This window comes from Enterococcus sp. BWB1-3, from assembly GCF_016745275.1.
Lineage (GTDB): Bacteria > Bacillota > Bacilli > Lactobacillales > Enterococcaceae > Enterococcus_L.
Window position 1 is genome coordinate 84,535 of the sequence record NZ_JADOEP010000012.1, and the last position, 25,673, is coordinate 110,207.

Sequence of the window (25,673 nt, forward strand, 5' to 3'; positions counted from 1 at the left end):
TGTCAGTTTTTTTTGGATAGTGAAGAGTAAAGTTTTAGGAGTAAGGGAATGAATAAAATTTTTTAAAGGCGGTATTGAAAGAATGGATTTGCTTATGAAAGCAGTTCTGTTCTGAACTATTCAGTGAAAAATTAGATTGCTTTTTTACTGGAAATAAGTTTATTTTACGTATCTTATAAAAAACATAGAATTATCATTTAGCATGTTTGTGAAAAAATTATTTACCCCTGCTTTCTATTTAATTTGTGTTAAAGCCATGTATCTATAATTTGTATTAATAGAAATATTATAAAATGAAATTATATCAACTATAGGTAAAGATAGTAATGAACAAACAACACAAAAGTATTGACAAGATTCAGCTATTGAAGGCAATTATACCAGGTATTCTTCTGCTTAAAGCAGTTTTTAAAAGCATGACTAACTAGGAGGCATCTGAAAACTCAAGAGGTGAATATTTTGATGATTTTTATAGAACTTACCGTCATAAATACTCGCTTATGACCTACATAACCTGTGTTTTCTTCCTTGATTTTAACAAAAATTACTGAAAAATTTGAATTCCACTAACTTTTCAGACAGGCCCTAGTCAGAGCTGACAGAAACCTGAGAAGCCTTTATATTTTTGAATGAAAAAAGAGTAAGCAACAATAATTTAGCGCCAGATAAAAAGAGCTGCTGTTTTATAAAGGCGGCATCTTGTTTCTATCAGTCAAAGAAAAGGATGTATTTACTATGATGATTGTTGGGGTATTGTTTATTTCAGGTGTAGTAGTTTTTTTGTTTCGTTTCCTTCTTCGCCAATCAAAAAAACCGACTGGCTTTGTCGGAAGAATGATGATGCGTATTTGGAATCGTGTATATATTCCAATGACTGATTGGGCGATTAATATTCTTCCAAATAGTTCATATGATAGGATTTTGGACGTTGGTGTCGGAAACGGTGCGTCTAGTCAGTTACTGAAAAAAAGATTTCCAGCTAGTTTGATTTATGGGATTGATCTTTCAGAAGAAGCTGCAGCGGCAGCTGATCAACTAAATACAAAAGGTATTCATTTTAGTATTCAAACAATTGAACAGACTTCATTTCAATGTGGAGAATTTGACTTGGTTTCAGCTTTTCAAACGCATTTTCACTGGGAAAATCTGGATCAGGCTTTATTAGAAATACATAGAATACTTACTCCTGCCGGGCTTCTTCTGATTGCCTGTGAGTATTCGAAAATTCAATATTTTTTGAAGGACATAGCAAAAAAAGAGAGATTAGAAGATTATCTGAATGGTTTAGGCTTCAGGCTGACAGATATGAGAAAAGGGAATAATTGGGTGTGTTATTTGATAGAAAAAAAGACTGATAACGATCGGTGTATAAATTTTAGTAGATTGGAATAAAATGGTAATCCCAAGTGTTTCTGAATGTTGTATAATTCTATTTTTTGAGGAGTTGAAAAATGTCAATAAATATTGGAGAAACACTGCGTTTTTTTAGAACGCACTTAGGTTTAAAACAAAAGGAAATGCTTTCAGAATATACTGATGGTTCCGTTTATTCCAGAATTGAAACTGATACCAGACCTTTAAAATTAGATGAATTATTGGATATTTTGGATGTTGGATCAATAAATGCACATGAATTCGTAACCTTTAGCCATTTGGATAAAGAGCAGCGGCTATTTCGAAAACTGCTTTCAGAAGCTGCGCAGAATTTGAGTCATAAACAAAAGAAGGAGAGTCTTATTAGTTATTATAATAAGCTGTCCAATTTAGGCTATCGAAATATACGTGAAACTTCTAATCTAATTTTGATAAAACTATCATTTTCAGAACATTGGGAAGAGATTGATGCGGTTGACCAAGAAGAGGTTGACAAAATGTTCCGTTATTTAATGGAACGAAAGATACTTCTTCAATATGACTATGTTTTGCTGTCCAATCTCATGTTCAAATTTTCTGGGAAACAAAAACGGCTGATTGTAGAAAGGGCTTTTCCTGTTAAATATTATGAGAAAAGAGATTATATCACGCTGAATTTTTCATGTAATGCATTAACAAACGTAGTCACCAGCTGTTTATATAATAAAGAATTTGAAGATGCAAAGAGGTATCTGGAGACTTGTGACAAACAAGAAAAAACAATTTTCAATTTTCAGTTCCATTTAGAAGTAAAATACCTTAAGAATTTACTTGCGTATCTTGAAACAGGGAACATCAACTATTTGCAGAAGATACACAGCTTTATTGCGGTTTTAGAAGATAGTGGCTATTTAGAGCAAGCTGAAAATATCAGGGAAGAAGTTAAAACATTTACTCATGCTCCCTAAGAGCAAAAATATAGTTCTGGGGAGAGAATAATGGGTATTATCTATGCGGATGGAAAGGCAAAGTTATCTCAATTGATAAATATTGATGAAAATCCATAAAAGTTGAGGATTTTACGATTATTCAGACATTGCTTTACACGTAGCATATCTGGCAGGGAACAGCAGTTGCTGTTATTCTTAAGCTATTTGGAAATGGATTTCTTTGACAGAGAGAAATTGATTAGAGATTACTGAAATCAGAAAAACTAAGAAAATGTTGCATTATGGAATACAAGGGAAGAGAAACTGCCTAATAATTGTTTTTTGGTTATATGGAAGAAAGAGGACTGTGACATAAGTATATCTGAGCCCCCTAAAGCCGAATAAACAGTGTTCCAGTCTTTGTATGATTCGAGCATTCGAAGAAGGCCCCTCCATTCTTCGAGGATCAAAACGAAGTCCTTCAATTCTTAGCAGCTCTGCCGTTTGGAAATTGGTGAGATCGAAACAAACACTCATGAGTGTTTGTCACAACCTCTTTTATTTTATATGTGTAGGCGGGGTATCAGGATGTCTTTTTTTATAGGTGAAATCCTTGATTTCCTGTATTGTTCTTTCCGCCTGACCAATATTACCAATTTCTTTTAATGTGTTGATATAATTATTCAGCTTATTTGCATAGTCTATATCACCTGTTTCAAGGAAAAGGATCAGATTTTTCAGATAGTTAACCTCTAACTGGGCTTTCATATTATCCTGATTTTTAATGAGATTATCAGCAATCTTTATATATTTGAGTGCTGCTTTAAGGTTATTCTCATGCAGATATATTGTTATCAAGTTAGGAATAGCAGTATAGGCATACTTCAATGTTATTGGATCGCGCTTATCTTGATCTTTAATAGGATAGGCTTTCTCTATCAGTGCTTCTCTCTGAACTGGCGGAAGCAGATAAATCATATTGGACAATAATGTATAGTCATATTGCAGAAAATAGGTTTTATTTGAAAGTAGTGCGAATACTTGCTGTTTGTCCTCTTCAGTTATTGTTTCTATTTCAGGCCAGAACTGATGAAAGTACACTTTGATTGATATGTAATTTGATAATTCCAGCACATTTTTCATTTTTCTTGCAGACAACTTATTGTAATAATCCAATATTTTATTTTTTTTTACTGGATTTTCTATATCTGCAGAGGCTGCATAATAATCAGCTCTGAAGTCTTTCTGAAGTTTATCTAAGTTACTATATGAGATAAATTCATAGATGTTTATGTCTGCATTATCAAGAATTTCCACAAGCTCATCAATCTTTATAGTCCTGCTGTCACTTTCTATTCTGGAATAAGTGGAAGGATTTTTGGATGATGGCATCATCTCTTTTTGCATAAGATTCAGAGATGTTCTAAAAAATCTTAGCGTATCACCAATGTTCAGCTTCATATTAACCCTACTTTCCTTCTTTTATTATAGTATGCAATAATATTGAAAATAGAAAATATTTATCTTAATGTTTATTATATCATTACCAATTATGTTCATTTTTTTAATTGCTCCCTTTATTTTAAAGTCATAATATGTTATATTTAAGTTACTTGATGGAAGGAGGGAGAAAAGTATATGGTATCTTTAGCAGTGTTAGCAGGCTTATCAACCATTATTGGTTTAGGCATAATAGTTGGTCCCTAGTTATCTAAATCAGACAACCAATTATTCCTCAGTCTGTTTTAATTGATAGGGAGAATCATACCTATTTTACAGTTCGAATGTTTCCTATGAAAAATTAAGAAATATATTCTATTGATTAATTTGGATTTCTGAAAAAAATTATAACAGCTCAATTGTTTTTTATCGACAATGTTGCTCTAGTTAAAGAATTGGCCGGTCAATACAAAGCTAATGGGAATCAATTGGAATAAGCTGGAAATGTTTTTGCGTGATCAGCTCTTGTCAAAGAGTAAAAAACGTAATGATTATTGTGCAGCAAAAGTTGCTGGGAATAAACGAGGTCGTGACAAAACACTTCATACGACGAGTAAGCGCAGGAATAAAGCTCTTCGTGTAAGAATTGAAGAATATTGTTCCGATTCTCGAAGCATGGAGGGGTCTTGGAACACCGCTTGCTTGGTTTTAAGGGTTCTGGACATACTAATGTCACAACCTCGTTTATTGGTTTTTAAATTAATATATTTTCAAATACCCAGTTGACTTATAAATAAGTAGGCAAGGAGTTGCTTAAGAAGTACTTTATTTGAATTTACCCCAAATTTTAGAAAATTATTGAATTAACAGTAATTCGAAATGTATTTTATTTGTTTAGAAAATAGCTTCTATAACTACTGATATAACAGGGGTTTTAGTGGGAAATAGGTAAATTCAAAGTACTTTACTATTGATGTTTACAGACATTTCATGTAAGTAAAAGCTGGGGAATAGCTTGTTGGAATATCAACTAAGCTGCTTTATTTTTATATCTGATTGCTGTGAAGTCAAAAAAAGAGTTGCAGAAAAACTCAGCAACTCTTGGAAAAGCAGAAACTATCTAATCCCCAATGCAATTCGTGCATAACGGGACATCTTATCTGTTGTCCAGGCAGGATACCACACAAGTTTTACTTCAACGTTCTTAACTTCGGGAATGTCAGCTACCGCCTGATGAATCTGTTCAGTTAAGATATCAGCCAACGGACAGCCCATTGTTGTTAATGTCATCTTTACGACTGTATTGCCTTCTGGATTAAAATCTATCTCATAAATTAAACCTAAATTTACAATATCAATACCTAATTCAGGGTCAATCACTGTTTCAAGCGCTGTTAAAATTTCTTCTTTGATCTCTTCAATTTCTGCTTCAGACCATTCTTTTGCTTCGCTCATTGTTTTTTCGACTCCTTTATTATCAGCTATCGTATATAATACCTTTTTTTACTCATTTTGTAAATGGAGAATCTTCAAGAGCTTTTTGAGACGTCATTAAAACTGCAAAGTAAAGAGAAGCAGCTCATCTTCCGTTTCATTCATGATGTTATGCTTTGTAAATGCACCCAGAAAAATTGTATCTCCCACATTTAATTGATGCTGTTCACCTTCAAGAAAAATTGTCGCCTTTCCTTTTATCACATGGTTAATTTCACTCAGATTATGAGAAATCATCTGCCCGCTGGAAGAAGAGTGGGCATCAATGTAAATTTTTGAAATGACCATATTTTCAGTATGTACCGGCAGATTAAACAGCGTATCATAATACGTTGAGTTTGACTGCCAGGGAGAGTAAAGAGTTTCACTGGAATTACGAATAATTCTATATTCATACTTCATTTTTTCCATCGATTGATTCACTGTTGGTGCTTCGTTTGCCATTAGGGAGGCAACAGATACATCCAGCGCCTCTGCTATTTTTCGCAGTGCCTCCAAAGAAGGACGATTCACCCCTCGTTCAATCTGTGAAAGAAAGCTGGCAGAGTAGCCGGTTTTATCACCCAGTTCAGTTAAAGTAATCTTTTTTGATTTCCGCAAATCTTTTATCTTTCTAAATTCCATGAGTCGTTTCCACTCCTAAACTTCAATTTCTTCGCAAGAATATTATCTCTAATATCATTCAAAAAGACAAGAAATAAAAAAATGATGAGTGAATTTACAGAATATTCTAATATTCGTATTGACTTTTGTTAAAAAAAGATTAGAATTGTAACTGTAAATTCAAAAAACGGTTCAATTTTAACTATTAGATAATAAAAGGAGTGCCTTAGATGAAAATCACAGAAATAAAGGTGACAAAAAAAGCAGTTGAGCTAAAAGAGCCTGTAACGATTTCTTTGGGGACCGTCACAGAATCTATCAGTGCTGTGATTGAAATAGAGACTGATGAAGGGATAATTGGTTATGGTGAAGGTTCTCCCGGTATTTTGATCACAGGGGAAACACTGGATGGAACGACAGAATGCATAAAAATGTTCTCTCAGCAGTTGATAGGAACTGATCCGACTGATATAGAAAAAGTTCATTCGATTATGAATAAAATCGCTGCACATGCACCTTCAGCAAAAGCCGCAATTGATCTGGCCTGCTATGATTTGCTTGGAAAAAAAACAAGCATGCCGGTCTATAAACTGGTTGGGGGATATGACTCTGCTGTGGAAACAGATATGACAGTTGGTATAAATTCACCTGAAATAATGAGTAAGAACGCGAAAAGAGCAGTTTCACAAGGATTTAGTGTTTTAAAGGTAAAAGTAGGAACAGGAATGACGTCAGATATCGAAAGAATAAAAGCGATCCGAGAAGCAGTTGGCAATCAGATTAAGCTGAGATTGGATGCAAATCAGGCATGGGGAGCGAAAGAGGCTCTTCAAATGATAGAAAAGCTGTCGGAATATAATATAGAATTGATTGAGCAGCCTGTGAAATATCATGATATTGAAGGACTTGCTTATGTGAGAACACACTCTCCTGTCCCGATAATGTCTGATGAAAGCTGCTTTAATGCGGTAGAAGCATTAAGGCTTATCGAAAAAAGGGCAGTCGATATCGTTAATATTAAATTAATGAAATGCGGCGGGATTTATGAAGCGTTAAAAATTGTAAATATTTGTGAAGCAGCTGGAATTGAATGTATGATCGGCTGTATGATCGAGGAAAGTAATATTGGTGTAACTGCTGCTGCTCATTTGGCTGCAGGCAAGAAGAACATTACCAGAGCAGATCTGGATGCCTCTTTTGCATTACGCGAGACAGAGCTTACGGGTGGAGTTCCGCTGGAGCCTACACCATCAATTGTTCTGGATAATGTTCCTGGTTTAGGACTAAGAAGAAAATAAAGGAAGGTGTTTGAACGATGCCATTGGATTTAAGCTATTTGAGTATACCGTTGCCGGAAGAAGTCGTTCGGATAAAGCAGTATGGTGATTTTCAGGGAGCAGCAAAAGTAATTGACCATTTGCTGGAACGTAAAATCCCGTTTGCGCTAAAAAAACGTCTTGAAATTGAAAAAGAAATCATAAAAATGATCGGAATTAATGAATATCCGTTCTCAGTTAACGAAGCAATTCACCAAATGAGGGAAGCCTTTGAGCAGTTTGAATCGAAAGAATTAGACCAGCTTATGGAAGAATCTCTGGTGGACTGGATTTATATAGGCGGGGAGCCTCATTTTCAAAGACGTTTCCTATTGAATCTGGTAAAGACACAGCCGGCATATGCTGAGCGGTTAATAAAAAAAGAAGACAGCGAAACAGATCAACTCCGAAAAATCGAATTAACTGAAAATATTCGATTAATGAAAGAAAATGGGCATCGAAAAGTAAAGATTCATATTCGTTCGTCTATCAAAATAAAAAAAGAACATGAACGAATTGGCGAGCAGGTAAAAGTTCATCTACCTGTTCCCAGAAATGCTCAACAAATTTCAGAAATAAAAATTTTAAAACATTCTGAAGCAGATAAGGTGACAACATCACCGGAAGACAGCTATCAGCGTACCATTTGTTTTGAAACTAGACTGAAAGAGAATGAAGAATTCTTTGTTGAATATGAGTATGTTAATGAAGTGCACTATATTGAATTGGATGCATTGAAAGCAGAGAAAGCAAAAGAAGAAATGTCTGATTTAGAAGAGCAGCTTCCTCACATTCGCTTTACTCCTTATCTTCAGTCTATTCTTGATGAAGTGCTTGATGGAGAAACAAATGCTGTTATTCAAGCAAGAAAGATTTATGATTTTATTACGACCAATGTAAAATATTCCTTTATGAGAGAATATTTTACGATTGATAATATTTCAGAATATGCAGCAGTCAATTTAAAAGGAGACTGCGGGGTTCAGGCGATTCTGTTTATTACTCTTTGTCGAATGGCGGGGATTCCTGCTAAATGGCAATCAGGTCTCTATGTTTCACAGTATTATACTGGCTGCCATGACTGGGCACAGTTTTATGTGGAGCCCTATGGTTGGATTTTTGCAGATCTTTCATTTGGAGGGGGCGCTTACGCTGCAGGGGATATTGAACGGTGGAATTATTACTTTGGTAACCTCGACATTTTCAGGATGCCGGCAAATGATCGTATTCAAGAAGAGTTTATACCTGCTAAATTGCATGTCAGAGCAGATCCAATCGATAATCAGCGAGGAGAATGGGAATATGGGGATCAGGGAATCCCATATGCTTATTTAGAGGTTAAACAGGAACTTATTTCAATGAAGGAAATCTGGGGAGAAGGGGAACAAAAGGAATTATTCAGAAAAAGTCAATTGGATGATTCAGCAGAAAAAGTTCTGTAAAAAGAAAGGGTGGAACGTATGAAAATCGGGATAAAAAAAACGGCAGCAGTCGCTTTGTCAGCAATACTGATGCTGACAGCTTGCAGTACCGGAGGAAGGAAAACAACAGAGGATTCAGGGACAGAACAGACAGAGAAAACTTCCAGTAAAGTTCTTAATTTAATGGAAAGCTCAGAAATCAGTTCAATGGATACTATTTTTTCTCAGGATGAGCCTAGTATCGTTGCACAGTCCAATGTATTTGAAGGGCTGTATCAATTAGATGAAAATGATAGCGTGATTCCGGCAGTAGCGAAGGAAATGCCGGAAATTTCTGAAGACGGAAAGACATACAAGATTAAATTACGTGAAGATGTAAAATGGTCTAATGGAGACCCTGTTACTGCACATGATTTTGTTTTTGCATGGAAGAAAATGGCGGATCCGAAAAATCAGGCAAATTACTTTTTCCTGATGGATGGAACTATTGAAAATGGAACGGCTATTGTAAATGAAGAAAAAGAGGCAGATGAGCTGGGCGTGACTGCTGTTGGAGATTATGAGCTTGAAGTGAAATTGGAAAAGCCTGTTCCTTACTTCACCTCCTTACTGGCATTTTCACCATTTTATCCGCAAAATCAGGAATTTGTAGAAGAAAAAGGGAAAGATTATGGAACTTCGAGTGAAAACATTCTTTCCAATGGACCTTTCCTTATGGAAAATTGGGATCAATCTTCTATGTCTTGGGATCTTGTTAAAAATGAACATTATTATGATGCAGACAGTGTGAAGTCTGAAACAATTCATTTTGAAGTATTGAAAGAAACCAACACTATTTTTAATTTGTATGAATCAGGTGATTTAGATGTCGCTGTACTTTCCGGAGATTTTGCAAAGCAAAATAATGATAATCCTGATTATCAAGCAATAGAACGCTCGAAAGTATACTCTTTAAGAATGAACCAGTTAAGAAATGGCGAGCCATCTATTTTCGCTAATGAAAATGTACGCAAAGCTATTGCTTATGCTATTGATAAAAAAGGATTGGTTGAAAATATTCTGGCAGATGGTTCAAAAGAAATCTATGGCTACATTCCAAAAGATTTTGTCTTTAATCCTGAAACCGGTGAAGACTTTAGAGAAGAGGCCGGCGAATTAGTTGTAACAGATACGAAAAAAGCAAATGAATATCTGAAGAAAGCAGAAGAAGAGCTAAATGGTGAAGTGAAGATTGAACTTCTTTCAAGGGATGGCGATGGAGATAAAAAGGTTGCTGAATTTATCCAGGCTCAGCTGGAAGAAAGCTTGCCGGGATTAAAAGTTGAAGTGAAAACAGTCCCATTAAACAATGCGATTGAATTGATGAAAAAAGGGGATTATGAACTTTCTGTCAGCATGTGGGGACCAGATTATCAGGACCCTATGACTTTTCTTGAAAATTCAACGACAGGAAACACCAGCAACTATTCAAGCGAAACCTATGATCAGCTGATCGATGATGTAGTGAATAAATATGGGAATGATCTAGAAAAACGCTGGGAAACATTAATCAAGGCTGAAAAAGTACTGGTAGAGGAAGATGCAGCATTAATTCCGCTTTATCAGCAGGCACGAGCTCAGTTGGTTCGTCCGGGCGTACAGGGTATCCAATATCATAATTTTGGTCCTACTTGTATCTATAAATATGCTTATATCGAATAAGTTTTCATTCGTTGTAATAGACACTCAATTATGCGCGCTAATCATTTATTACCCCCAAAAATAATAAATGATGTATTGAAAAGAGGTCGGGATTTTATTTCTGTCCCGCTCTCTTTTCATGTCATCGATACTTTTGTATAAAAGGAAAGCAGTACAGCAAAAAAGATTACATGCGATCAGTTGATTGAGTAAATCAGATAGGTATTGGAAAATTAGTTTGTGAAAAAAAGTAGTTATTTTTTTAAAGTTTTTGGTTGACAAATGGTCTATATCTTTGTAAACTATCAATGTTAACAAGTTGAATAGCGTTTTCATGTGACTGGATAATACTAGGCATGGAAGAATTTCTATGTAATATGCTTTTTCATATTACCGTGGGATTTTTCTATGCTTTTTTGTTGCAGCGTTGAAACATTCAACCAACTTCTGCAGAAGAGGAAATGAGTATGAAGATCAAAAAAGTACTGAATCAAAATGCTGTTCTTGTCCTTGACGAAGGACAGGAGAAAGTCGCAGTCGGTAAGGGAGTAGGCTTCAATAAAAAGAAGAATGATCTGCTGCATGCTCATCAGGTGGAACGAATGTTCATTATGGAGCCTGAAGGGCAGAAAAAACTGCAGGTTTTACTCTCCCAAATCGATGAAAAATATTTTTTTGCTACGGAAGAAATCATTAACTACGCTGAAAATATTCTTGGAGAAAAACTGAATGCACATATTAACATTAGTTTAAGCGATCATATCGCTTTTGCTGCAGAAAATATTCAGAATAATATCATTGTTCGAAATAAATTACTGAACGAAATAGAGATATTGTACAGTGAGGAATTTGCCATTGCTCAATGGGCTGTGGACTATCTCACGCAAACTCTGGGGTTGCCGTTTAGCTATGACGAAGCTGGTTATATCACTATTCACATTCACAGTGCTCGCAGCGGACGAACGGACAACAGTAAAAGTATCCGTGAAGTCACTATTGTTTCAGAAATTATTCGATTAATTGAGCAGGAACTGGATATTGATATTTACGATGAGAAAATGAGCTTAAGTTATTCTCGTTTAGCCAATCATCTTCGGCTGTTTATACACCGTTTTGAGCAGAATCATTATGCCGTGTTGGATGATGATATTTTAGAGGTTGTTCGAAAAAAATATGCAGAGAGCTATGAGATTTCCAAAAAGATTCAAGTATTGTTAATGAAAGATTTCCACTATCAGGTCCCTAACGAAGAATTAGGATACTTGGCGATTCACATTGAACGATTACGAATGATAAAAGAAAAGTAGAGGAGTTTTGACTATGAAAGCATATATGCAAAAAATGGGCCGCTCATTAATGCTGCCGGTTGCGACATTACCTGTTGCAGCATTATTCATGGGAATTGGTTACTGGATTGATCCAAGCGGATGGGGAGGCAATAATCTGCTTGCTGCGTTCCTGATAAAAGCAGGAAGCACAATTTTGGATAATTTGGGTATTTTATTTGCAGTTGGATTGGCACTGGGAATGTCAAAAGATAAAGATGGATCTGCTGCATTAAGCGGACTGGTTGCCTTCCTTGTTCCTATGACACTGATTAATTCAGCATCTGTGGCTATGTTTCAAGGGATAGATGTAGAGAATGTTAATATTGCTTTTTCTGCTATCAATAATAAAAATGTCTTTATCGGTATTCTTTCCGGATTAGTTGCTGCTGCAATGTATAATCGTTTCAGCAATGTGAAGCTGCCAATGGCACTTTCGTTTTTCAGCGGAAAACGACTAGTCCCAATCGTCACAGCGGCAGTGATGCTGGTTCTTTCAGCAGGGCTGATTTTTGTTTGGCCGCCGGTCTACACTGGATTGGTTTCATTTGGAGAAGCTATTTCAGGAATGGGCCCAATTGGTGCCGGTCTATACGGTTTCTTCAATCGTTTGCTGATTCCGACTGGGTTACACCATGCATTGAATAATGTGTTCTGGTTTAACATTGCAGGAATCGACGATATTGGTAAATTCTGGGCAAGTGAAGGGGTTAAGGGTGTAACTGGTATGTATCAGGCCGGCTTCTTCCCTGTAATGATGTTTGGACTGCCGGCAGGAGCTTTGGCAATTTATCAGTGTGCCCGTCCTGAAAAGAAAAAAGCGACAGCTTCCTTAATGATGGCAGCAGCATTTGCTTCATTTTTTACTGGAGTAACTGAACCTTTGGAATTTGCATTCATGTTTGTTGCATGGCCATTATATGTGGTACACGCTATTTTAACGGGTATTTCAATGTTTGTTGCGGCTGCATTCCAATGGACTGCCGGTTTTAACTTCAGTGCTGGTCTGATCGACTTTGTTCTGAGCTTAAGAGTTCCTATTGCTAATCAACCATACATGCTATTACTGTTGGGCTTAGTTATGTCTGTCATTTATTATTTTACATTCATGTTTGTTATTAAGAAATTCAATTTGATGACTCCAGGGCGTGAAGAAGGCGATGGCGAAGAAACACCTGATTTAGATGTATCCGGCGACAGCAAATTTACTTCGATGGCACGCAGAATTTATGAAGGGTTAGGCGCTCAGGGAAATGTAACTTCTATAGACAATTGTACGACTCGCCTGCGTTTGACTGTAAAAGATACCGGGCTTGTTGATCAGACGAAAATCAAATCAACAGGTGTTCCTGGGCTGAAAGTAATTGACAGCAGCAATATTCAAGTTATTGTTGGAACTGAAGTTCAGTTTGTGGCAGATGAGATGACGAAGCTGCACCATTCAGGCGGAATCTCAGAGAATCCAGTTGAGGAAACTGTAAAAAAGCCTGAATCAGCACCTGAAAAGACAGCAGTTTCTGGTGAAAAAGCTGATATTTATGCTGTTGCTGATGGGAAAGTAATCCCAATTTCAGAAGTTCATGATGATGTATTCTCAGCTAAAATGATGGGAGACGGCTATGCAGTTCTGCCAGAGAATGGAGAAGTCACTGCACCAGTATCTGGAAAGATTACCACCATTTTCCCTACGAAGCATGCAGTCGGTATTTTAACTGATACAGGAATAGAGGTCCTTCTGCATATGGGTGTTGATACAGTTGAATTGAAAGGTGAACCATTTACACTTCATATTTCAGCCGGTCAGACTGTGAAAAAGGGAGATAAGATTGCAACGATTGATCTTTCCGCTCTGGAACAAGCCGGTAAGAAACCTGATCTGATTGTTGTATTTACGAATCAGGATATTGTAACTGCCTATGAGCTTGCAAAATCCGGACAGATGGTTTCTGCAAATGAAGTTGTAGGAAATGTCACTGTTTAATTGAAGAATACAAGACCAGCCTTAAAATGAACATTTAAGTTCATTTTAAGGCTGGTTTTTGATTTCCCTTTAATCATTTTGAACAGTAACGAGCAAAACTGTTGTTAAAAAATAGAAGTTTCCCGTAAGCATAGAATTGATAATGTTCAAATAACAGATAGTAAATAAAACAAGATCAAGAAATTTTTGTTTTAGATAGATTTTAATTTTATTTGTATGAAAAACCGCTTGATGTTGAGCTGATTTACTCTGCTGCTGTCGAACAAGATACAACATTCTCTATTATTATGAAGGTAGCTGGACAGTATGACCTGACAATGTGATAGAAATTAAGGAATAGAGAAAAATCAATTTTTAGAAAAAGAAGAAGAGGCTGTGCGTTGAAAGTGTGTCTTTTTATTAAATTACTCAAAAATATTTTAGGAGAAATAAGAATCTCCAGCTCCATTTAAATTTTGTTGACGATAAAAATATTATGTAAACAATAAATCTTGGACAACCTTTCTATATGAGAGGAGAACAGCAATGCTTTGAAACAAAGAGAATCGATCCTTTCTGTATTTTTCTATGCTATAATCTTTCAAAAAGGGAGAGATACAGTTATGGAATGTATGGTGAACCAAATAGATGCTTTTACCAGCGAACCGGGGCAGGGGAATCCGGCTGGTGTTATTTTGAATGGTGATGATTACTCAGAGGAGCAAATGCAAAACATTGCTGCGGAAGTGGGGTTTAATGAGTGTGTATTTGTCTGTGCGAGTAACGAAGCGGATATAAAACTTCGCTATTTCACTCCAGGTCACGAGACACCTTTATGTGGTCATGCAACTGTTGGGGCGATATATTTACTTTCTCAGCCAATGGCAAAAGATCAAGAATGGAAAATTGAAACAGGTGCTGGAATTTTGAATGTATTGTATCAGAAGGAGACTCAAAGTATAACAATGGAGCAATCTGCAGCAACCTTCATTCCATTTGAAGGTGAACCTGAGAGGATCGCTCAAATTTTAGGAATTCAAATGACTGATTTAGCTGAAGGGCTGCCTTTGACATATGGAAATACAGGATCGTGGACATTTATTGTTCCTGTAAAAAATGAAGCTGTTTTAGACAAAATGACGCCTCTGAAAAAAGAATTTCCAAAAATTTTATCTGAAATGCCCCGATCTTCCATTCATCCGTTTGCATTTGTAGAAGGAGAAGAAGATGTGTATTCGGCACGACATTTTTCCTCTCCTTTTTCTGGGACTACAGAAGATTCTGTAACTGGAACAGCTTCAGGAGTAATGGCGGCTTATCTTTTAAATCACCGATACTCTGAAGAAGCAGAGAAGCAAATTTTCATTCGTCAGGGAAAGCATGTTGGACGAGAAGGTGAGCTGACTGTTTTAGCAAAAAAATCAGAGGATGGCCATCATAACGTATCAATCACAGGTACGGCTTGTAAAAATAAAACTTTTTCTGTGAGAATTAACTAAGCTGTCCTTTAGAAGAGAAATGCTGGCAAAGGAACGCGATTCATGAAATGAGTAGCTGTGGATTGATACACTTACGCTGTGATCACATCAACTTCTATGCATGAAATATGCTGGAGTTGAAGGGCTTGGAACTTTGCCTATTTTTGAGAGTGCTCAGCTTGTTTCTGAGATGCTGCCTGCAATTAATTTTCTCCTTTTAATGCGTATTGCCAATTCATTGAATTATACAGCTATCTCTTTGTATATGGAATAAATTTTGATAAATTTATCCCTGTCAGAGCTTTGCATACTCTCGTCTCTTGTTGTTCCTGTACCAGTGGGAAATCCTTGTATCTACAAGTCTCACTACAACTACACTACACTTCATTTCGATCTCATCAATTTCTAAACGGCAGAGCCGCTAAGAATTGAAGGACTTCGTTTCGATCTCAACAATTCTAAATGGCAGAGCCATTTAGAAATGAAGGATCTTGTTCGATTCTCGATACAAACGTGTTTACTTGGAAAAGCGTTGGCAACTCGGTACAGTTTAGTTTATACAAGTATCAGTTCTATTTTGCCGCTTCTGCAGTTCTCAGGTTACTGCGATCCTTCGAAGAAGTGTTCATATACCTTGACCTGCCGGTTCTCCTTGTAATAGTAGCAGAATGGTATGTGAAAAGACGATCTCGTGACTACGTAGACCTTCAATCTTAAATAGGAGATAACTAACTGTAGAGGTATATAAAAACTGGAACACCGTTTATTCGGTTTTAGGAGGCTGCGACTACTAATGTCATGCTTCCTTCTTTTATTCAAAAGATTAGTGGCTTTTCTTTTCTCTGACAGGTGCGTTATCAATTATTAGCAAAGCAATCATTGCATAGAGAAGTGAACTCTTTCGAGAGTAAAGCGTATACCGAGGGCTCCATTCAGATGCAAACTTGTCTTTATAGGCTTTTAGTCCCTGAAAGGAGTAAAAAGTTGAACCAAATTCGTAAACCAGAAATGCGATTCGTTCTTGAAAAAAGCTTTTTTTGGATGTACCAACATTGGCCAGCGGAGCCATTCCCATATTGAAAACGGAGACTCCGTTTTCTTTCATGTAATTAAAGATGGAGATGAAAAGAAAATCCATTACACCCGGCGGAGCCTCCTTTTTATAACGCATAAGATCGATTGTGCCTTCCTCTTTTGTGTATGTAGGCATAATATTAGCGAATGCAAGAATTTCATTTCGTTGGTTTTTAACTATTGCAATTTCTGACATCTGTAAATATTCTTCCGAGAAAAAACCTAGTGAGAAACCTTTTTCTTTTCGATTTCCCAACCATTCATTTGAAATGAGTCTTAATTCATGCATTACTTCTGGCAAGTAAGGAGGGGAGAGTATTTCAAATGTATACTTTTCTTTTTCAAACCTATTCATAATTGCTCGGTCCCCGCGTCTCTTTTTACCGGATAAAGTGAAATCCCCCAGCGAAACATATGCTTCTTCACCCATCTTGATAAAATCATAACCGAACGAATGAAGAGTCAGAACAATGGGTGCCGATACTTCGTAAAACACTGGCAGATAGCCCCAGTAGTCGCATTCTTGGATGAATTCTGCGATTGCAGATGCAAAATCTTCCTTTTTTCCCGAAGGATCTCCCATTACGATACATTTGTCATTTAATGTTTTAAACTGTAAAAAAACAGTTGAAATTCCGGTGTTGTCTGTATAAACATACATATTTTTGTCGTTAAGAAAAACTAGTTGGCTGTTCGCATTTCCGCCGAAGTGATTCAATATATTTTTCGCATTCTCAATGTTTAAAGGCTCGCCCATAATTCGCTGTTCACCTTTCAGATAACGAATAAAGAGAAAGGTAAATAAGGCAATGAGAATAATAGCAAGTAATCTGGAAAACCAGATTTTTTCTGAAGGGAACAAAAAGAATGAGATAAAATGTTTTTTGTGATGAGGAAAACTTGGAAGATTATAAACCCCAATAATAATATAAAGCAACGTTAAAACAGTAAAAATAATTCCATCCACTGTTATCATTTCCCATGAGTATACCAGCTGTTTGCGATACAGCTCATCTTTTGAAAAAATGACAAAAATCAGCAACAGTATAAGAAGGATAAGTACTCCTAGATTAAAATTTTTTACACTTGAATAAGCCAGTGTGATTGAAATCAGCCCAATCGCAGGAGCATATGCCCGTTCTACTTGGGCAGCAATCCCTCGTCCCATAATAACCAAGGCAAATCCTAAAAGAAGAGTCGGAAACTGAGTGAATAAGTGTGAAGACCAAGGATTCAGCCTGCTTAACCAGTGTATTTGGTTGAATGCTTCTGGAACAGTAGCAGAGAGGACAACCATGATACCTGAGAAGTACATTAAAAAAACTAATAACTTATGGCTGATTTCTCTGGAAAGCTCTGTAGGGATTCCCGAAAAACGTTCGTTTAAATTTTTTCCCAAGTTTTTTATCAGGAGAAAAATGCCAATGGAAAAGGGAACAATATAGTAGAACAGTCGAAACAGCAGCAGCCAGACGATGACCGTTTCTCTTGGAATTCCCAGTGAAGGCAGGCCTAAAATGATCATCACATCAAAGCTTCCCAGCCCACCAGGGATCATGGAACTCATTCCCATGATTGAAGCTGCAACGTAAAGAGGAATGACTTGTAAAGGATGGAAGGAAGCATTCATTAAAATACCAATCAGAAGAAAGAAGCTGAGCACACCTGTCCATTCAAAAAAAGAAATTAAAATTAACTGCAGTCTTGCAGAAATGGAAATATTTCCAATGTAGTGGTCCTTTTTTATACTTGTTATTAAGAGAACCAGCGGAAAATATAAACTTCCTATAATGAGCCAAATCAAATATTGCTGCAGGTACAGATTTTGTTTTCCAAAAAAAAACAAGTAAAAAAGAAAGAAAGCTCCAAATGGACAAGCCGGATAACAAAAAAATAACAATTTTAGATAATGATTGAGCAACTTTCTTGCCGGAGTTTTTTTTCCTGAAAAAAGCCGTTCGCAACCCAATATTGATAATACCGCCGAATCCAGCAATATTGTTGATGGAATTAATCATCCAGCTGGTTTCCAGCAAATAGGAAGGTTTCATTTTATTCTGCAGCATGCGGTTGAGCGTAATATCATAACCAAACATTGGAATAACTGCTGCTAATCCGACAATCAGCATGATAACAATTTTCCAGACTGGAATAGACTGAAAGATTTCTTCCAGCTGGTTGAATGAGATGGTTTTGCTGATGCTCAGCAACTCTCCTGCAACGATGATTAAAACAGAGAAAATAAAGAGTGTCTTAAGAAGAGCAGTTTGCTTTTTTACCCGCATTACAATTTTTTTCATATCATCACCTGTTCTCCAATAAGAATGTTAGAATACTTTGATTAAAAAGCAGAGGATTTTTTTTTGCAAATAGATGTCCCTGACCGGAAACAAGCACAAAAGAGGAATCTGGTATTTCTTCTGCGATGTAGAGTGAGTGGCTGAGCTTGATAATATCTTGTTTTCCGACGATGACCAGCGTCTTTGCAGAAATGTGCTGCAGGTCCTCTGTAGTAATACCTGTATCTTTTAGCATCAATTTTGTTCGCTCCTTGTACTGCTTCCATTTTTGACTGAAAAGTCCCAGAAAGGAATAAAATGAATACTCGGCATGTATTCCCAGTTGTGTAAGAAAAGATAGACCTTCACTACTTGTGTTTCCGGCATTCAGAATTAATTTATTTACTTTATTTGGATACTTTGAGGCAAAAACCATTGCAGCATTTGCCCCATCGCTAAAACCTAGAATATTCAGAAAGTGAATCTTTTCTTTTACTGTGATAAGATAAATATCATCAGAAAGTAAGTCGAATGAAAAAAACTTTTGAGTGTTCGTGGATTTTCCGTGACCACGAAAATCGATGGTATACACTTTAAAATATTGGCTGAAAACGGGAACCTGATGCTTAAAGTAATCACTGCTCCCTCCATTTCCGTGGAGAAGAAACAAAGGGAAACCGGAACCGCTGACCTCATAGAAAATTTTACTGCCGTCAGGAGTTAAAATGGATTTCTTTTCAATTGTCATGTTATCATCACCTATCATTGCCAGTATAGTCTGTTCCTGAGGAATTTAAAAATAATAAGCCAGAAACTAATTAGTTTTTTTAAAGAATCATCTTTCAAGGAGCTATTTATAAAAGAGTAAAGTATGATAGATAATATTTCTCTTATGTTTGGAGGACTTAATTTATAGAATATGAAAATCATAAAAAAATTGGGTGTTTTTTTCTTACTGCTGATAACGATCACAGTCATTATTTTAGGCTATAAGATTCGAGAAAACGTGCAGCAGGTTGCACAGTATGAGGAACAGGTTGAACTTGCAGCTGAACAAATGGGGATTCCAGAATATAAGCAGTTGATTTTGGCCATAATCTATACAGAGTCAAAAGGCCGCTCTGTTGATTTGATGCAAAGCAGTGAAAGTGTCTACGGCCAGCAGTCAGTAATTGATAATCCAGAGGAAAGCATTGAATACGGCGTGAAATTTCTTGCTGAAGCCATTCAACAAAATAGAGAGGCGGGAAATGATTTATGGACCGCTGTCCAGGCTTATAATTATGGTTTGGAATACATTCGATTTGTAAAGGAACGCGGAGGTAAGAATACAATGGCTTTATCTGAAGAGTATTCAAGGGAATTTCTATCGCCTTTACTAGGAAATGAAAATGAAGAAACCTATCGCTACTATCGTTTGCAGTCAATTATTCACAACGGTGGATTTCTTTATAGGAATGGCGGGAACATGTTTTATGCAGATATTGTTAAAATGAATCAAAACTTTATCCACTGGTTCAGCTGACCAGTGGAGCAGGTATTATAGAACGAATGTTGTTCACAAAAAGAATCAGCTCATTTAAATTCTAAAGAATAAATCCTCAAGGATTATTTTTGGGGATTTTCTTGCAGTTCTTTCTTTGAACAAGTAAACTAAAGAGGATGTGTTTTTTAGCAATGAGTAGGAAAGTAGGGATTTTGTGTCACTAGATCAATTTGAAATGAAAAAAGGGTTGAGTTCTCAGGGAGTTGAGAGCAGGAAACAGCAAGGGCTTCAAAATGATTATGAAGAAAATGTAGCAAAAACTACCAAAGATATTATCTATGACAATGTCATGACACTATTTAATTTTTTAAATTTCGGGATTGCACTTTGTTTACTTGCAGTGGGCGCATATTCCAATCTGGCTTTTTTAGCCATTATTTTAGTCAACATGACCATGGGTATTTATCAGGAAATACATGCACGTAATTTAGTTCAAAAACTTTCTATTGTGGCGAAAGAAAATGTCACAGTTATTCGGGATGGCAAACGACAGTCAATCAGTACAAAAGAACTAGTTATGGACGATGTTGTTCTTATTTCTGCGGGAGAACAAGTGCCGTCTGATATGAAAGTAATTGATGGAAAAGCAGAAGCTAATGAAGCCTTACTGACAGGTGAATCTGATTTAATCGAGAAAACGGATGGAGATGTGCTGTTATCCGGAAGTTTTTTATCAAGCGGACAAGTCTATGCGCAGGTTATTCACGTAGGTGCTGATAATTATGCCGTTAAAATCACTTCAGAAGCGAAAGTACATAAACCTATTCGTTCAGAGCTGATTCAGTCAATTCGCAAAGTATCAAAATTCACCAGTTTTGTTATTATTCCATTGGGAATTATTTTATTTATCGAAGGCTATTTTATTCGAGAGTCTGGAATGAAAGGGTCTGTTGTTGCTTCTGCTGCAGCATTGTTGGGGATGCTGCCAAAAGGGCTGGTTCTGCTGATAAGTATTGCTTTAACTACCGGTGTTATTAAACTGGCAAAAAAACGGATTTTGGTTCAGGATATGTATGCTGTGGAAACACTGGCACACGTAGATACCCTGTGTCTGGATAAAACAGGAACAATCACTGAAGGGAAAATGAGTGTCCAAAAAGTTGCAATTTTGCATTCAACATTTAGTGACAGTTTTCCATTGATTATTGGCAGTTATCTGGCTGAAAGTACAGACAACAATATTACTATGCAGGCAATTCGCAATCATTTTGAGATATCCAATCGATATGGTGCAGTAAAAACACTGCCCTTCTCATCGGAAAAAAAATGGGGAGCTGTTCAGTTTAATGAGATAGGAATTGTTGCACTTGGGGCACCGGAGAAACTATTTCCAAAAGATCGTCTGCCAAAAGAAGTTTTTGAAGCTCAGGAACAAGGCTACCGCACATTAATGATGGGAATTTCTCCTGATGGTGTTTTAAATGACAATGGTGAATTGCCGCCGTTGGAACCCTTGGCGCTATTTGAGATTGACGATCCGATTCGTCAGAACGCAAATGAAACCTTGGCCTATCTTCGTGAAGAGGGGGTAGATTTAAAAGTAATTTCAGGAGACAACCCGATTACAGTTTCCAATATTGCACGGCGTGCCGGACTGCACGGTTATGAGTCATATGTGGATTTATCAACTAAAAAGACAGAAGAAGAGGTCCGACGAGCTGTTCATGAATATACCATTTTCGGTAGAGTTTCTCCTCAGCAAAAGCGGACGATTGTAAGGGAATTAAAAGCGAATGATCATGTCGTCGCCATGACTGGGGACGGAGTAAATGATGTTTTGGCTTTGCGTGAGGCTGATTGCAGTATTGCCATGGCAGAAGGGGACGGGGCAACTCGACAAATTTCTAATTTGGTACTGTTGGATTCTGACTTCACTACACTGCCGGACGTGCTATTTGAAGGACGCCGTGTAGTGAACAATGTAACCAGAGTTGCCAGCGTCTTCTTTATCAAAACCATTTATTCACTGATTTTATCAGTTATTTGTGCATTAACGACAATTGCTTTTCCCTTTATCCCTATACAAATCACTTTGATTGATTTGGCAATCGAAGGGTATCCGGCATTTTTCCTGTCTTTTGAAGGGGATAAAAGAAAAATTAATGGTAAATTTCTACCTACTTCGCTTAGGAATGCCTCGGTGAATGCAGTTCTTGTTGTTATCAATGTTGTTGCTGTTTATCTGATTGCTCAAAATCAGGGAATTAATCAATTGGATACGACTACATTGATGTATTATTTGTTAATTGGAATTAGCTGTATGGCGGTGGTTCGAGCATGTTTACCATTAAATCGCTTACGAATTTTCTTAATTGTTACAACCATTTGCGGAATTTATGTAGCTGCGATGCTGTTTCACCATATTTTGGAGGTTGGCTTCTTAACAAGTACTACTTTGCCGATCTTTATTGTTATGATGGTTCTAAATATTATCGTTCGTACGATGATTGGGCTGTACACAATGAAGAAAAACGGCTTAACCGTAAAAGATTTGTAGTTCGAAGGTATAGAAGGTAAAGAAAATCCCTTGTTTTACAGAATTACGAAGGCGCTAAATACTTGAAATAAAAGAATTTTGTGATACAATGAATGATGTGTAACTGTGTCATTTTAAGACGTACTGAAAAAAGATCAGTGCGTCTTTTTACCGACTATTCACATGAAGATGTTTTTCTGTTCTTGGAGGTGAGGAACATGGCACAAAGAATACCTCAGGAAGTAATTGATGAGGTAAGACAGCGTACAAATATTGTTGAGATTGTAGGACAGTATGTCCAACTGAAGAAATCCGGTAAGAGCTACATGGGCCTATGTCCGTTTCATGAGGAACGCTCACCTTCATTCTCAGTTGCAGAGGATAAACAAATTTACCATTGCTTTGGCTGTGGAAAAGGCGGATCTGTTTTTAACTTTATACAGGAAATTGAGGGTGTTAGTTTTCCGGAAGCTGTACAGAAAATTGCAGACATGGAACAAATTCCGCTGCAGATTGATTTATCTGAACATATCGAAGGAAATGTGCAGGACAGAGATCCGCAACGTCGCCAGCTTTTAGAATTACATACAAAAGCAGCTGCGTTGTATCATCATGTTTTGTTGAATACCCAAATTGGCGAACCTGCATTGAACTACTTGTTGGAACGGGGACTGACTAAAGAAATCATTGAAGAATTTCAGATTGGTTTTGCTCCTCAAAAAAGAGACTTTCTCAGTCAGGTTTTTTCAAATGAAAAAATTTCCGACTCGCTTTTTCAGGAAACAGGATTGTTTATTCAGCGGGAAAGCGGCGAGTTTTTAGATCGGTTTTATCAAAGGATTATGTTCCCAATCTCTGATGCAAAAGGAAAGATTATTGCATTTTCAGGAAGATTGTTGCAGACAGAGGATTTTTCCGGTGAGGATATGCCTAAATATCTGAACAGTCCGGAAACGAAGCTGTTTAATAAACGGGAAACTTTGTTTAACTTTAATCTTGCAAGAAAAGAGATTCGAAAAGAAAATACGGTCTTCCTGTTCGAAGGATTTATGGATGTAATTGCTGCGTGGCAGTCAGGGATAAAAAGCGGTGTAGCCTCTATGGGGACCAGTTTAACGAATGAGCAGATTAGACAGCTTGAACGTGCTGCCGGAGAGCTTGTGCTGTGTTATGATGGTGACAAGGCGGGAATAGAAGCAACAAATCGTGCAGTGTCTCTTTTAAGTGAGCACAGCAGATTCCAATTAAGTATTGTAAATATTCCGGAAAAACTTGACCCAGATGATTATCTGCGAAAATATGGTCCGGAGGCTTTTAAAGAGTTGGCTCTTCATGGAAGAGAAACAGTTGTTTCATTTAAAATGCGTTATCACAAGCTGACTCGTAATATGAACAATGAAAAAGAGCAGCTTGATTATGTAAATACAATGCTTATGGAATTATCCTCCGTGGATTCTCCGCTGGAAAAGGATCGTTATCTGAACCAGCTGGCTGAGGAATTTCATCTTTCCATTCACAGTTTGGAAGAACAGCTTCGGCTGATAGAAGCAGAGAAGCGGCACTCATCCCGTGAGAAGAGACAACAGCAGTCAGCACAAAACTTTGACGAGTCTTTTCCAATTATGGATGAGACGGCAGCACCAGCTCCAACGAAAAAAAAACTTTCTCGAGTGGAAAAAGCAGAGCGGATGCTGCTGTACCGGATCATGAACGAAGGAAATATTCGAGCTGCGCTTCAGCAAAACGAAGCGTTCTCATTCGTGCATACAAGCTATCAGGAATTGTATTTGCTGATTGACAGTTTTTTGTCAACTTATCCTGAGTTTGTGCTCGCTCAGTTTTTAGAATACCTGCAGCAGGAAGAGTTGCGCAATCTGGTTATTGATATTTCCTATCAGGAACTGTCTGAAGAAGGATCTGAAAGGGAACTGGAAGATCTGTTGAAAGTGATTGAAAACTCAGTGATTGATCTGGAAATTCAACAGAAGAATTTTGAAAAACAGGAAGCATTGCATATGGGAAATAGAACCCGAGTGGATGAATTGTCACTGGAATTAATTAAACTGGCGCAAAAAAGACAAAAAACCAGATAATTTAAATAGAAAATGATTAACAAACCAACAGCAAATGTTATATAATAACTAAGTATGTAAAAATGTAGGGGGCCTTCTTTCATGGAAAAAGAAACAGAAAAAAAATACGCAGCGGCCGTTGCAAAATTCATTAAAGAAAAGAAGCCGAAAGGCACAGCTTTTTATGACGACTTGTCAAATACGCTTGCAACACCTTTTACACTGAATGCAGATGAAATGGAAAAACTGATTCAAAAAGTTGAAGATGCAGGGATAAGTGTAGTGGATGAAAATGGCGACCCAAGTGAACACAGTTTGAAAAAAGACGAAAAAGAAGCGACCAAAGCTCAAATGGAAGATTTATCTGCCCCAACAGGAGTTAAAATCAACGATCCGGTACGTATGTATCTGAAAGAGATCGGGCGTGTTCAATTACTGACTGCTGAAGAAGAAGTAGAGTTGGCGTTGAAAATAGAAGAAGGCGATCAGGAAGCAAAACAACGCTTGGCAGAGGCTAACTTGCGTTTGGTAGTTTCCATTGCTAAACGTTATGTCGGACGCGGTATGCAGTTCCTTGATTTAATTCAAGAAGGAAATATGGGATTGATGAAAGCTGTAGAAAAATTTGACTATCGCAAGGGGTTTAAATTTTCTACTTATGCAACCTGGTGGATTCGTCAGGCAATTACTCGTGCAATTGCTGACCAGGCAAGAACAATCCGAATTCCGGTTCATATGGTTGAAACGATTAATAAACTGATCCGAATTCAGCGTCAGCTCCTTCAGGATTTGGGAAGAGAACCAACACCGGAAGAAATCGGTGCTGAGATGGATCTTCCAACAGAGAAAGTTCGTGAGATTTTGAAAATTGCTCAGGAACCAGTATCACTTGAAACGCCTATTGGTGAAGAAGATGATTCTCATCTGGGTGATTTCATCGAAGACCAGGATGCAACCAGCCCAGCTGAGCATGCTGCTTATGAGCTTCTAAAGGAACAATTGGAAGATGTTTTGGACACCTTGACTGACCGGGAAGAAAATGTTCTTCGTCTTCGCTTTGGTCTTGACGACGGTCGTACAAGGACACTGGAAGAGGTTGGGAAAGTATTTGGTGTAACAAGAGAACGGATTCGTCAGATTGAGGCAAAAGCATTGCGGAAATTAAGGCATCCGTCACGTTCAAAACAACTGAAAGATTTCTTGGAATAAAAAAGATTTTGAAAACAG

At 37.1% G+C, this 25,673-nt stretch carries 17 protein-coding genes; 12 read left to right on the plus strand and 5 right to left on the minus strand.

Translation table 11 applies throughout. The annotated features are described in order from the left end of the window. Positions 1 to 735: 735 nt before the first annotated feature. Positions 736 to 1,392 carry a class I SAM-dependent methyltransferase gene (locus IW492_RS09970; RefSeq protein ID WP_236671868.1) on the plus strand — a complete coding sequence of 219 codons (657 nt, stop codon included), beginning with the start codon at positions 736 to 738 and terminating at the stop codon, positions 1,390 to 1,392. Between the two features lie 59 nt (positions 1,393 to 1,451). Beyond that, positions 1,452 to 2,321, plus strand: a complete 870-nt coding sequence (locus tag IW492_RS09975; protein WP_202067472.1) for a helix-turn-helix domain-containing protein — start codon at positions 1,452 to 1,454, stop codon at positions 2,319 to 2,321. A 519-nt stretch (positions 2,322 to 2,840) separates the two neighbouring features. Here the strand turns inward: IW492_RS09975 and IW492_RS09980 are convergent. From IW492_RS09980 to IW492_RS09990, 3 genes are all read right to left on the minus strand, one after another. Further along, positions 2,841 to 3,743 (minus strand): helix-turn-helix domain-containing protein, encoded by a 903-nt coding sequence (locus IW492_RS09980; RefSeq protein WP_202067473.1) that lies wholly within the window; start codon positions 3,741 to 3,743, stop codon positions 2,841 to 2,843. A gap of 1,095 nt (positions 3,744 to 4,838) precedes the next feature. Continuing rightward, the gene (locus tag IW492_RS09985; protein ID WP_202067474.1) at positions 4,839 to 5,177 is read right to left on the minus strand and encodes a metal-sulfur cluster assembly factor; all 339 of its coding nucleotides are present in this window, start codon (positions 5,175 to 5,177) and stop codon (positions 4,839 to 4,841) included. 96 nt (positions 5,178 to 5,273) lie between these two features. Then, entirely contained in the window at positions 5,274 to 5,840 is a 567-nt protein-coding gene (locus tag IW492_RS09990) for an XRE family transcriptional regulator (protein WP_202067475.1), read from the minus strand. A gap of 209 nt (positions 5,841 to 6,049) precedes the next feature. Here IW492_RS09990 and IW492_RS09995 point away from each other — a divergent pair, with 209 nt between their 5' ends. The 6 genes from IW492_RS09995 (at position 6,050) to IW492_RS10020 (ending at position 15,020) form a co-directional block, all read left to right on the plus strand. Further along, a complete protein-coding gene (locus tag IW492_RS09995; protein WP_202067476.1) occupies positions 6,050 to 7,117 on the plus strand; it encodes a dipeptide epimerase in 1,068 nt (355 codons plus the stop codon). A gap of 17 nt (positions 7,118 to 7,134) precedes the next feature. Continuing rightward, complete coding sequence (locus tag IW492_RS10000; RefSeq protein WP_202067477.1) at positions 7,135 to 8,577, plus strand: transglutaminase-like domain-containing protein; 1,443 nt, start codon at positions 7,135 to 7,137, stop codon at positions 8,575 to 8,577. Between the two features lie 18 nt (positions 8,578 to 8,595). After that, entirely contained in the window at positions 8,596 to 10,257 is a 1,662-nt protein-coding gene (locus IW492_RS10005) for a peptide ABC transporter substrate-binding protein (RefSeq protein WP_202067478.1), read from the plus strand. Between the two features lie 446 nt (positions 10,258 to 10,703). Further along, a complete protein-coding gene (locus tag IW492_RS10010) occupies positions 10,704 to 11,543 on the plus strand; it encodes a PRD domain-containing protein (protein ID WP_202067479.1) in 840 nt (279 codons plus the stop codon). Positions 11,544 to 11,556: 13 nt separating this feature from the next. Next, positions 11,557 to 13,542: an N-acetylglucosamine-specific PTS transporter subunit IIBC gene (gene nagE, locus IW492_RS10015; RefSeq protein WP_202067480.1), complete on the plus strand. Its 1,986-nt coding sequence runs from the start codon at positions 11,557 to 11,559 to the stop codon at positions 13,540 to 13,542. 602 nt (positions 13,543 to 14,144) lie between these two features. Then, positions 14,145 to 15,020, plus strand: coding sequence for a PhzF family phenazine biosynthesis protein (locus IW492_RS10020; RefSeq protein ID WP_202067481.1), 876 nt, complete (start codon positions 14,145 to 14,147; stop codon positions 15,018 to 15,020). An 802-nt stretch (positions 15,021 to 15,822) separates the two neighbouring features. Here IW492_RS10020 and mprF read toward each other — a convergent pair. Together mprF and IW492_RS10030 are read right to left on the minus strand one after the other, a co-directional pair. Beyond that, a complete protein-coding gene (mprF, locus tag IW492_RS10025) occupies positions 15,823 to 18,069 on the minus strand; it encodes a bifunctional lysylphosphatidylglycerol flippase/synthetase MprF (RefSeq protein WP_330927816.1) in 2,247 nt (748 codons plus the stop codon). Positions 18,070 to 18,377: 308 nt separating this feature from the next. Next, positions 18,378 to 19,100, minus strand: a complete 723-nt coding sequence (locus IW492_RS10030) for an alpha/beta fold hydrolase (RefSeq protein ID WP_202067482.1) — start codon at positions 19,098 to 19,100, stop codon at positions 18,378 to 18,380. 171 nt (positions 19,101 to 19,271) lie between these two features. Between IW492_RS10030 and IW492_RS10035 the strand changes: the two genes are divergently transcribed. From IW492_RS10035 to rpoD, 4 genes are all read left to right on the plus strand, one after another. After that, on the plus strand, positions 19,272 to 19,877 hold the full coding sequence (locus IW492_RS10035; RefSeq protein ID WP_202067483.1) for a lysozyme family protein: 606 nt from the start codon (positions 19,272 to 19,274) through the stop codon (positions 19,875 to 19,877). A 196-nt stretch (positions 19,878 to 20,073) separates the two neighbouring features. Then, the gene (locus IW492_RS10040) at positions 20,074 to 22,395 is read left to right on the plus strand and encodes a cation-translocating P-type ATPase (protein ID WP_202067503.1); all 2,322 of its coding nucleotides are present in this window, start codon (positions 20,074 to 20,076) and stop codon (positions 22,393 to 22,395) included. Between the two features lie 197 nt (positions 22,396 to 22,592). Beyond that, the gene (gene dnaG, locus IW492_RS10045) at positions 22,593 to 24,467 is read left to right on the plus strand and encodes a DNA primase (protein WP_202067484.1); all 1,875 of its coding nucleotides are present in this window, start codon (positions 22,593 to 22,595) and stop codon (positions 24,465 to 24,467) included. Positions 24,468 to 24,548: 81 nt separating this feature from the next. Then, a complete protein-coding gene (rpoD, locus tag IW492_RS10050) occupies positions 24,549 to 25,655 on the plus strand; it encodes an RNA polymerase sigma factor RpoD (RefSeq protein WP_202067485.1) in 1,107 nt (368 codons plus the stop codon). Positions 25,656 to 25,673 lie beyond the last annotated feature (18 nt).

Bases quoted from the DNA above. Each gene is read 5' to 3' on its own strand.
- IW492_RS09990 (WP_202067475.1), bottom strand. From the start codon at position 5,840: ATGGAATTTAGAAAGATAAAAGATTTGCGGAAATCAAAAAAGATTACT.
- IW492_RS10035 (WP_202067483.1), top strand. From the start codon at position 19,272: ATGAAAATCATAAAAAAATTGGGTGTTTTTTTCTTACTGCTGATAACG.
- nagE (WP_202067480.1), top strand. From the start codon at position 11,557: ATGAAAGCATATATGCAAAAAATGGGCCGCTCATTAATGCTGCCGGTT.
- rpoD (WP_202067485.1), top strand. From the start codon at position 24,549: ATGGAAAAAGAAACAGAAAAAAAATACGCAGCGGCCGTTGCAAAATTC.
- IW492_RS10030 (WP_202067482.1), bottom strand. From the start codon at position 19,100: ATGACAATTGAAAAGAAATCCATTTTAACTCCTGACGGCAGTAAAATT.
- IW492_RS10040 (WP_202067503.1), top strand. From the start codon at position 20,074: ATGAAAAAAGGGTTGAGTTCTCAGGGAGTTGAGAGCAGGAAACAGCAA.
- IW492_RS09980 (WP_202067473.1), bottom strand. From the start codon at position 3,743: ATGAAGCTGAACATTGGTGATACGCTAAGATTTTTTAGAACATCTCTG.
- IW492_RS10020 (WP_202067481.1), top strand. From the start codon at position 14,145: ATGGAATGTATGGTGAACCAAATAGATGCTTTTACCAGCGAACCGGGG.
- IW492_RS09975 (WP_202067472.1), top strand. From the start codon at position 1,452: ATGTCAATAAATATTGGAGAAACACTGCGTTTTTTTAGAACGCACTTA.
- IW492_RS09985 (WP_202067474.1), bottom strand. From the start codon at position 5,177: ATGAGCGAAGCAAAAGAATGGTCTGAAGCAGAAATTGAAGAGATCAAA.
- IW492_RS10010 (WP_202067479.1), top strand. From the start codon at position 10,704: ATGAAGATCAAAAAAGTACTGAATCAAAATGCTGTTCTTGTCCTTGAC.
- IW492_RS10005 (WP_202067478.1), top strand. From the start codon at position 8,596: ATGAAAATCGGGATAAAAAAAACGGCAGCAGTCGCTTTGTCAGCAATA.
- IW492_RS09995 (WP_202067476.1), top strand. From the start codon at position 6,050: ATGAAAATCACAGAAATAAAGGTGACAAAAAAAGCAGTTGAGCTAAAA.
- dnaG (WP_202067484.1), top strand. From the start codon at position 22,593: ATGGCACAAAGAATACCTCAGGAAGTAATTGATGAGGTAAGACAGCGT.
- IW492_RS09970 (WP_236671868.1), top strand. From the start codon at position 736: ATGATGATTGTTGGGGTATTGTTTATTTCAGGTGTAGTAGTTTTTTTG.
- IW492_RS10000 (WP_202067477.1), top strand. From the start codon at position 7,135: ATGCCATTGGATTTAAGCTATTTGAGTATACCGTTGCCGGAAGAAGTC.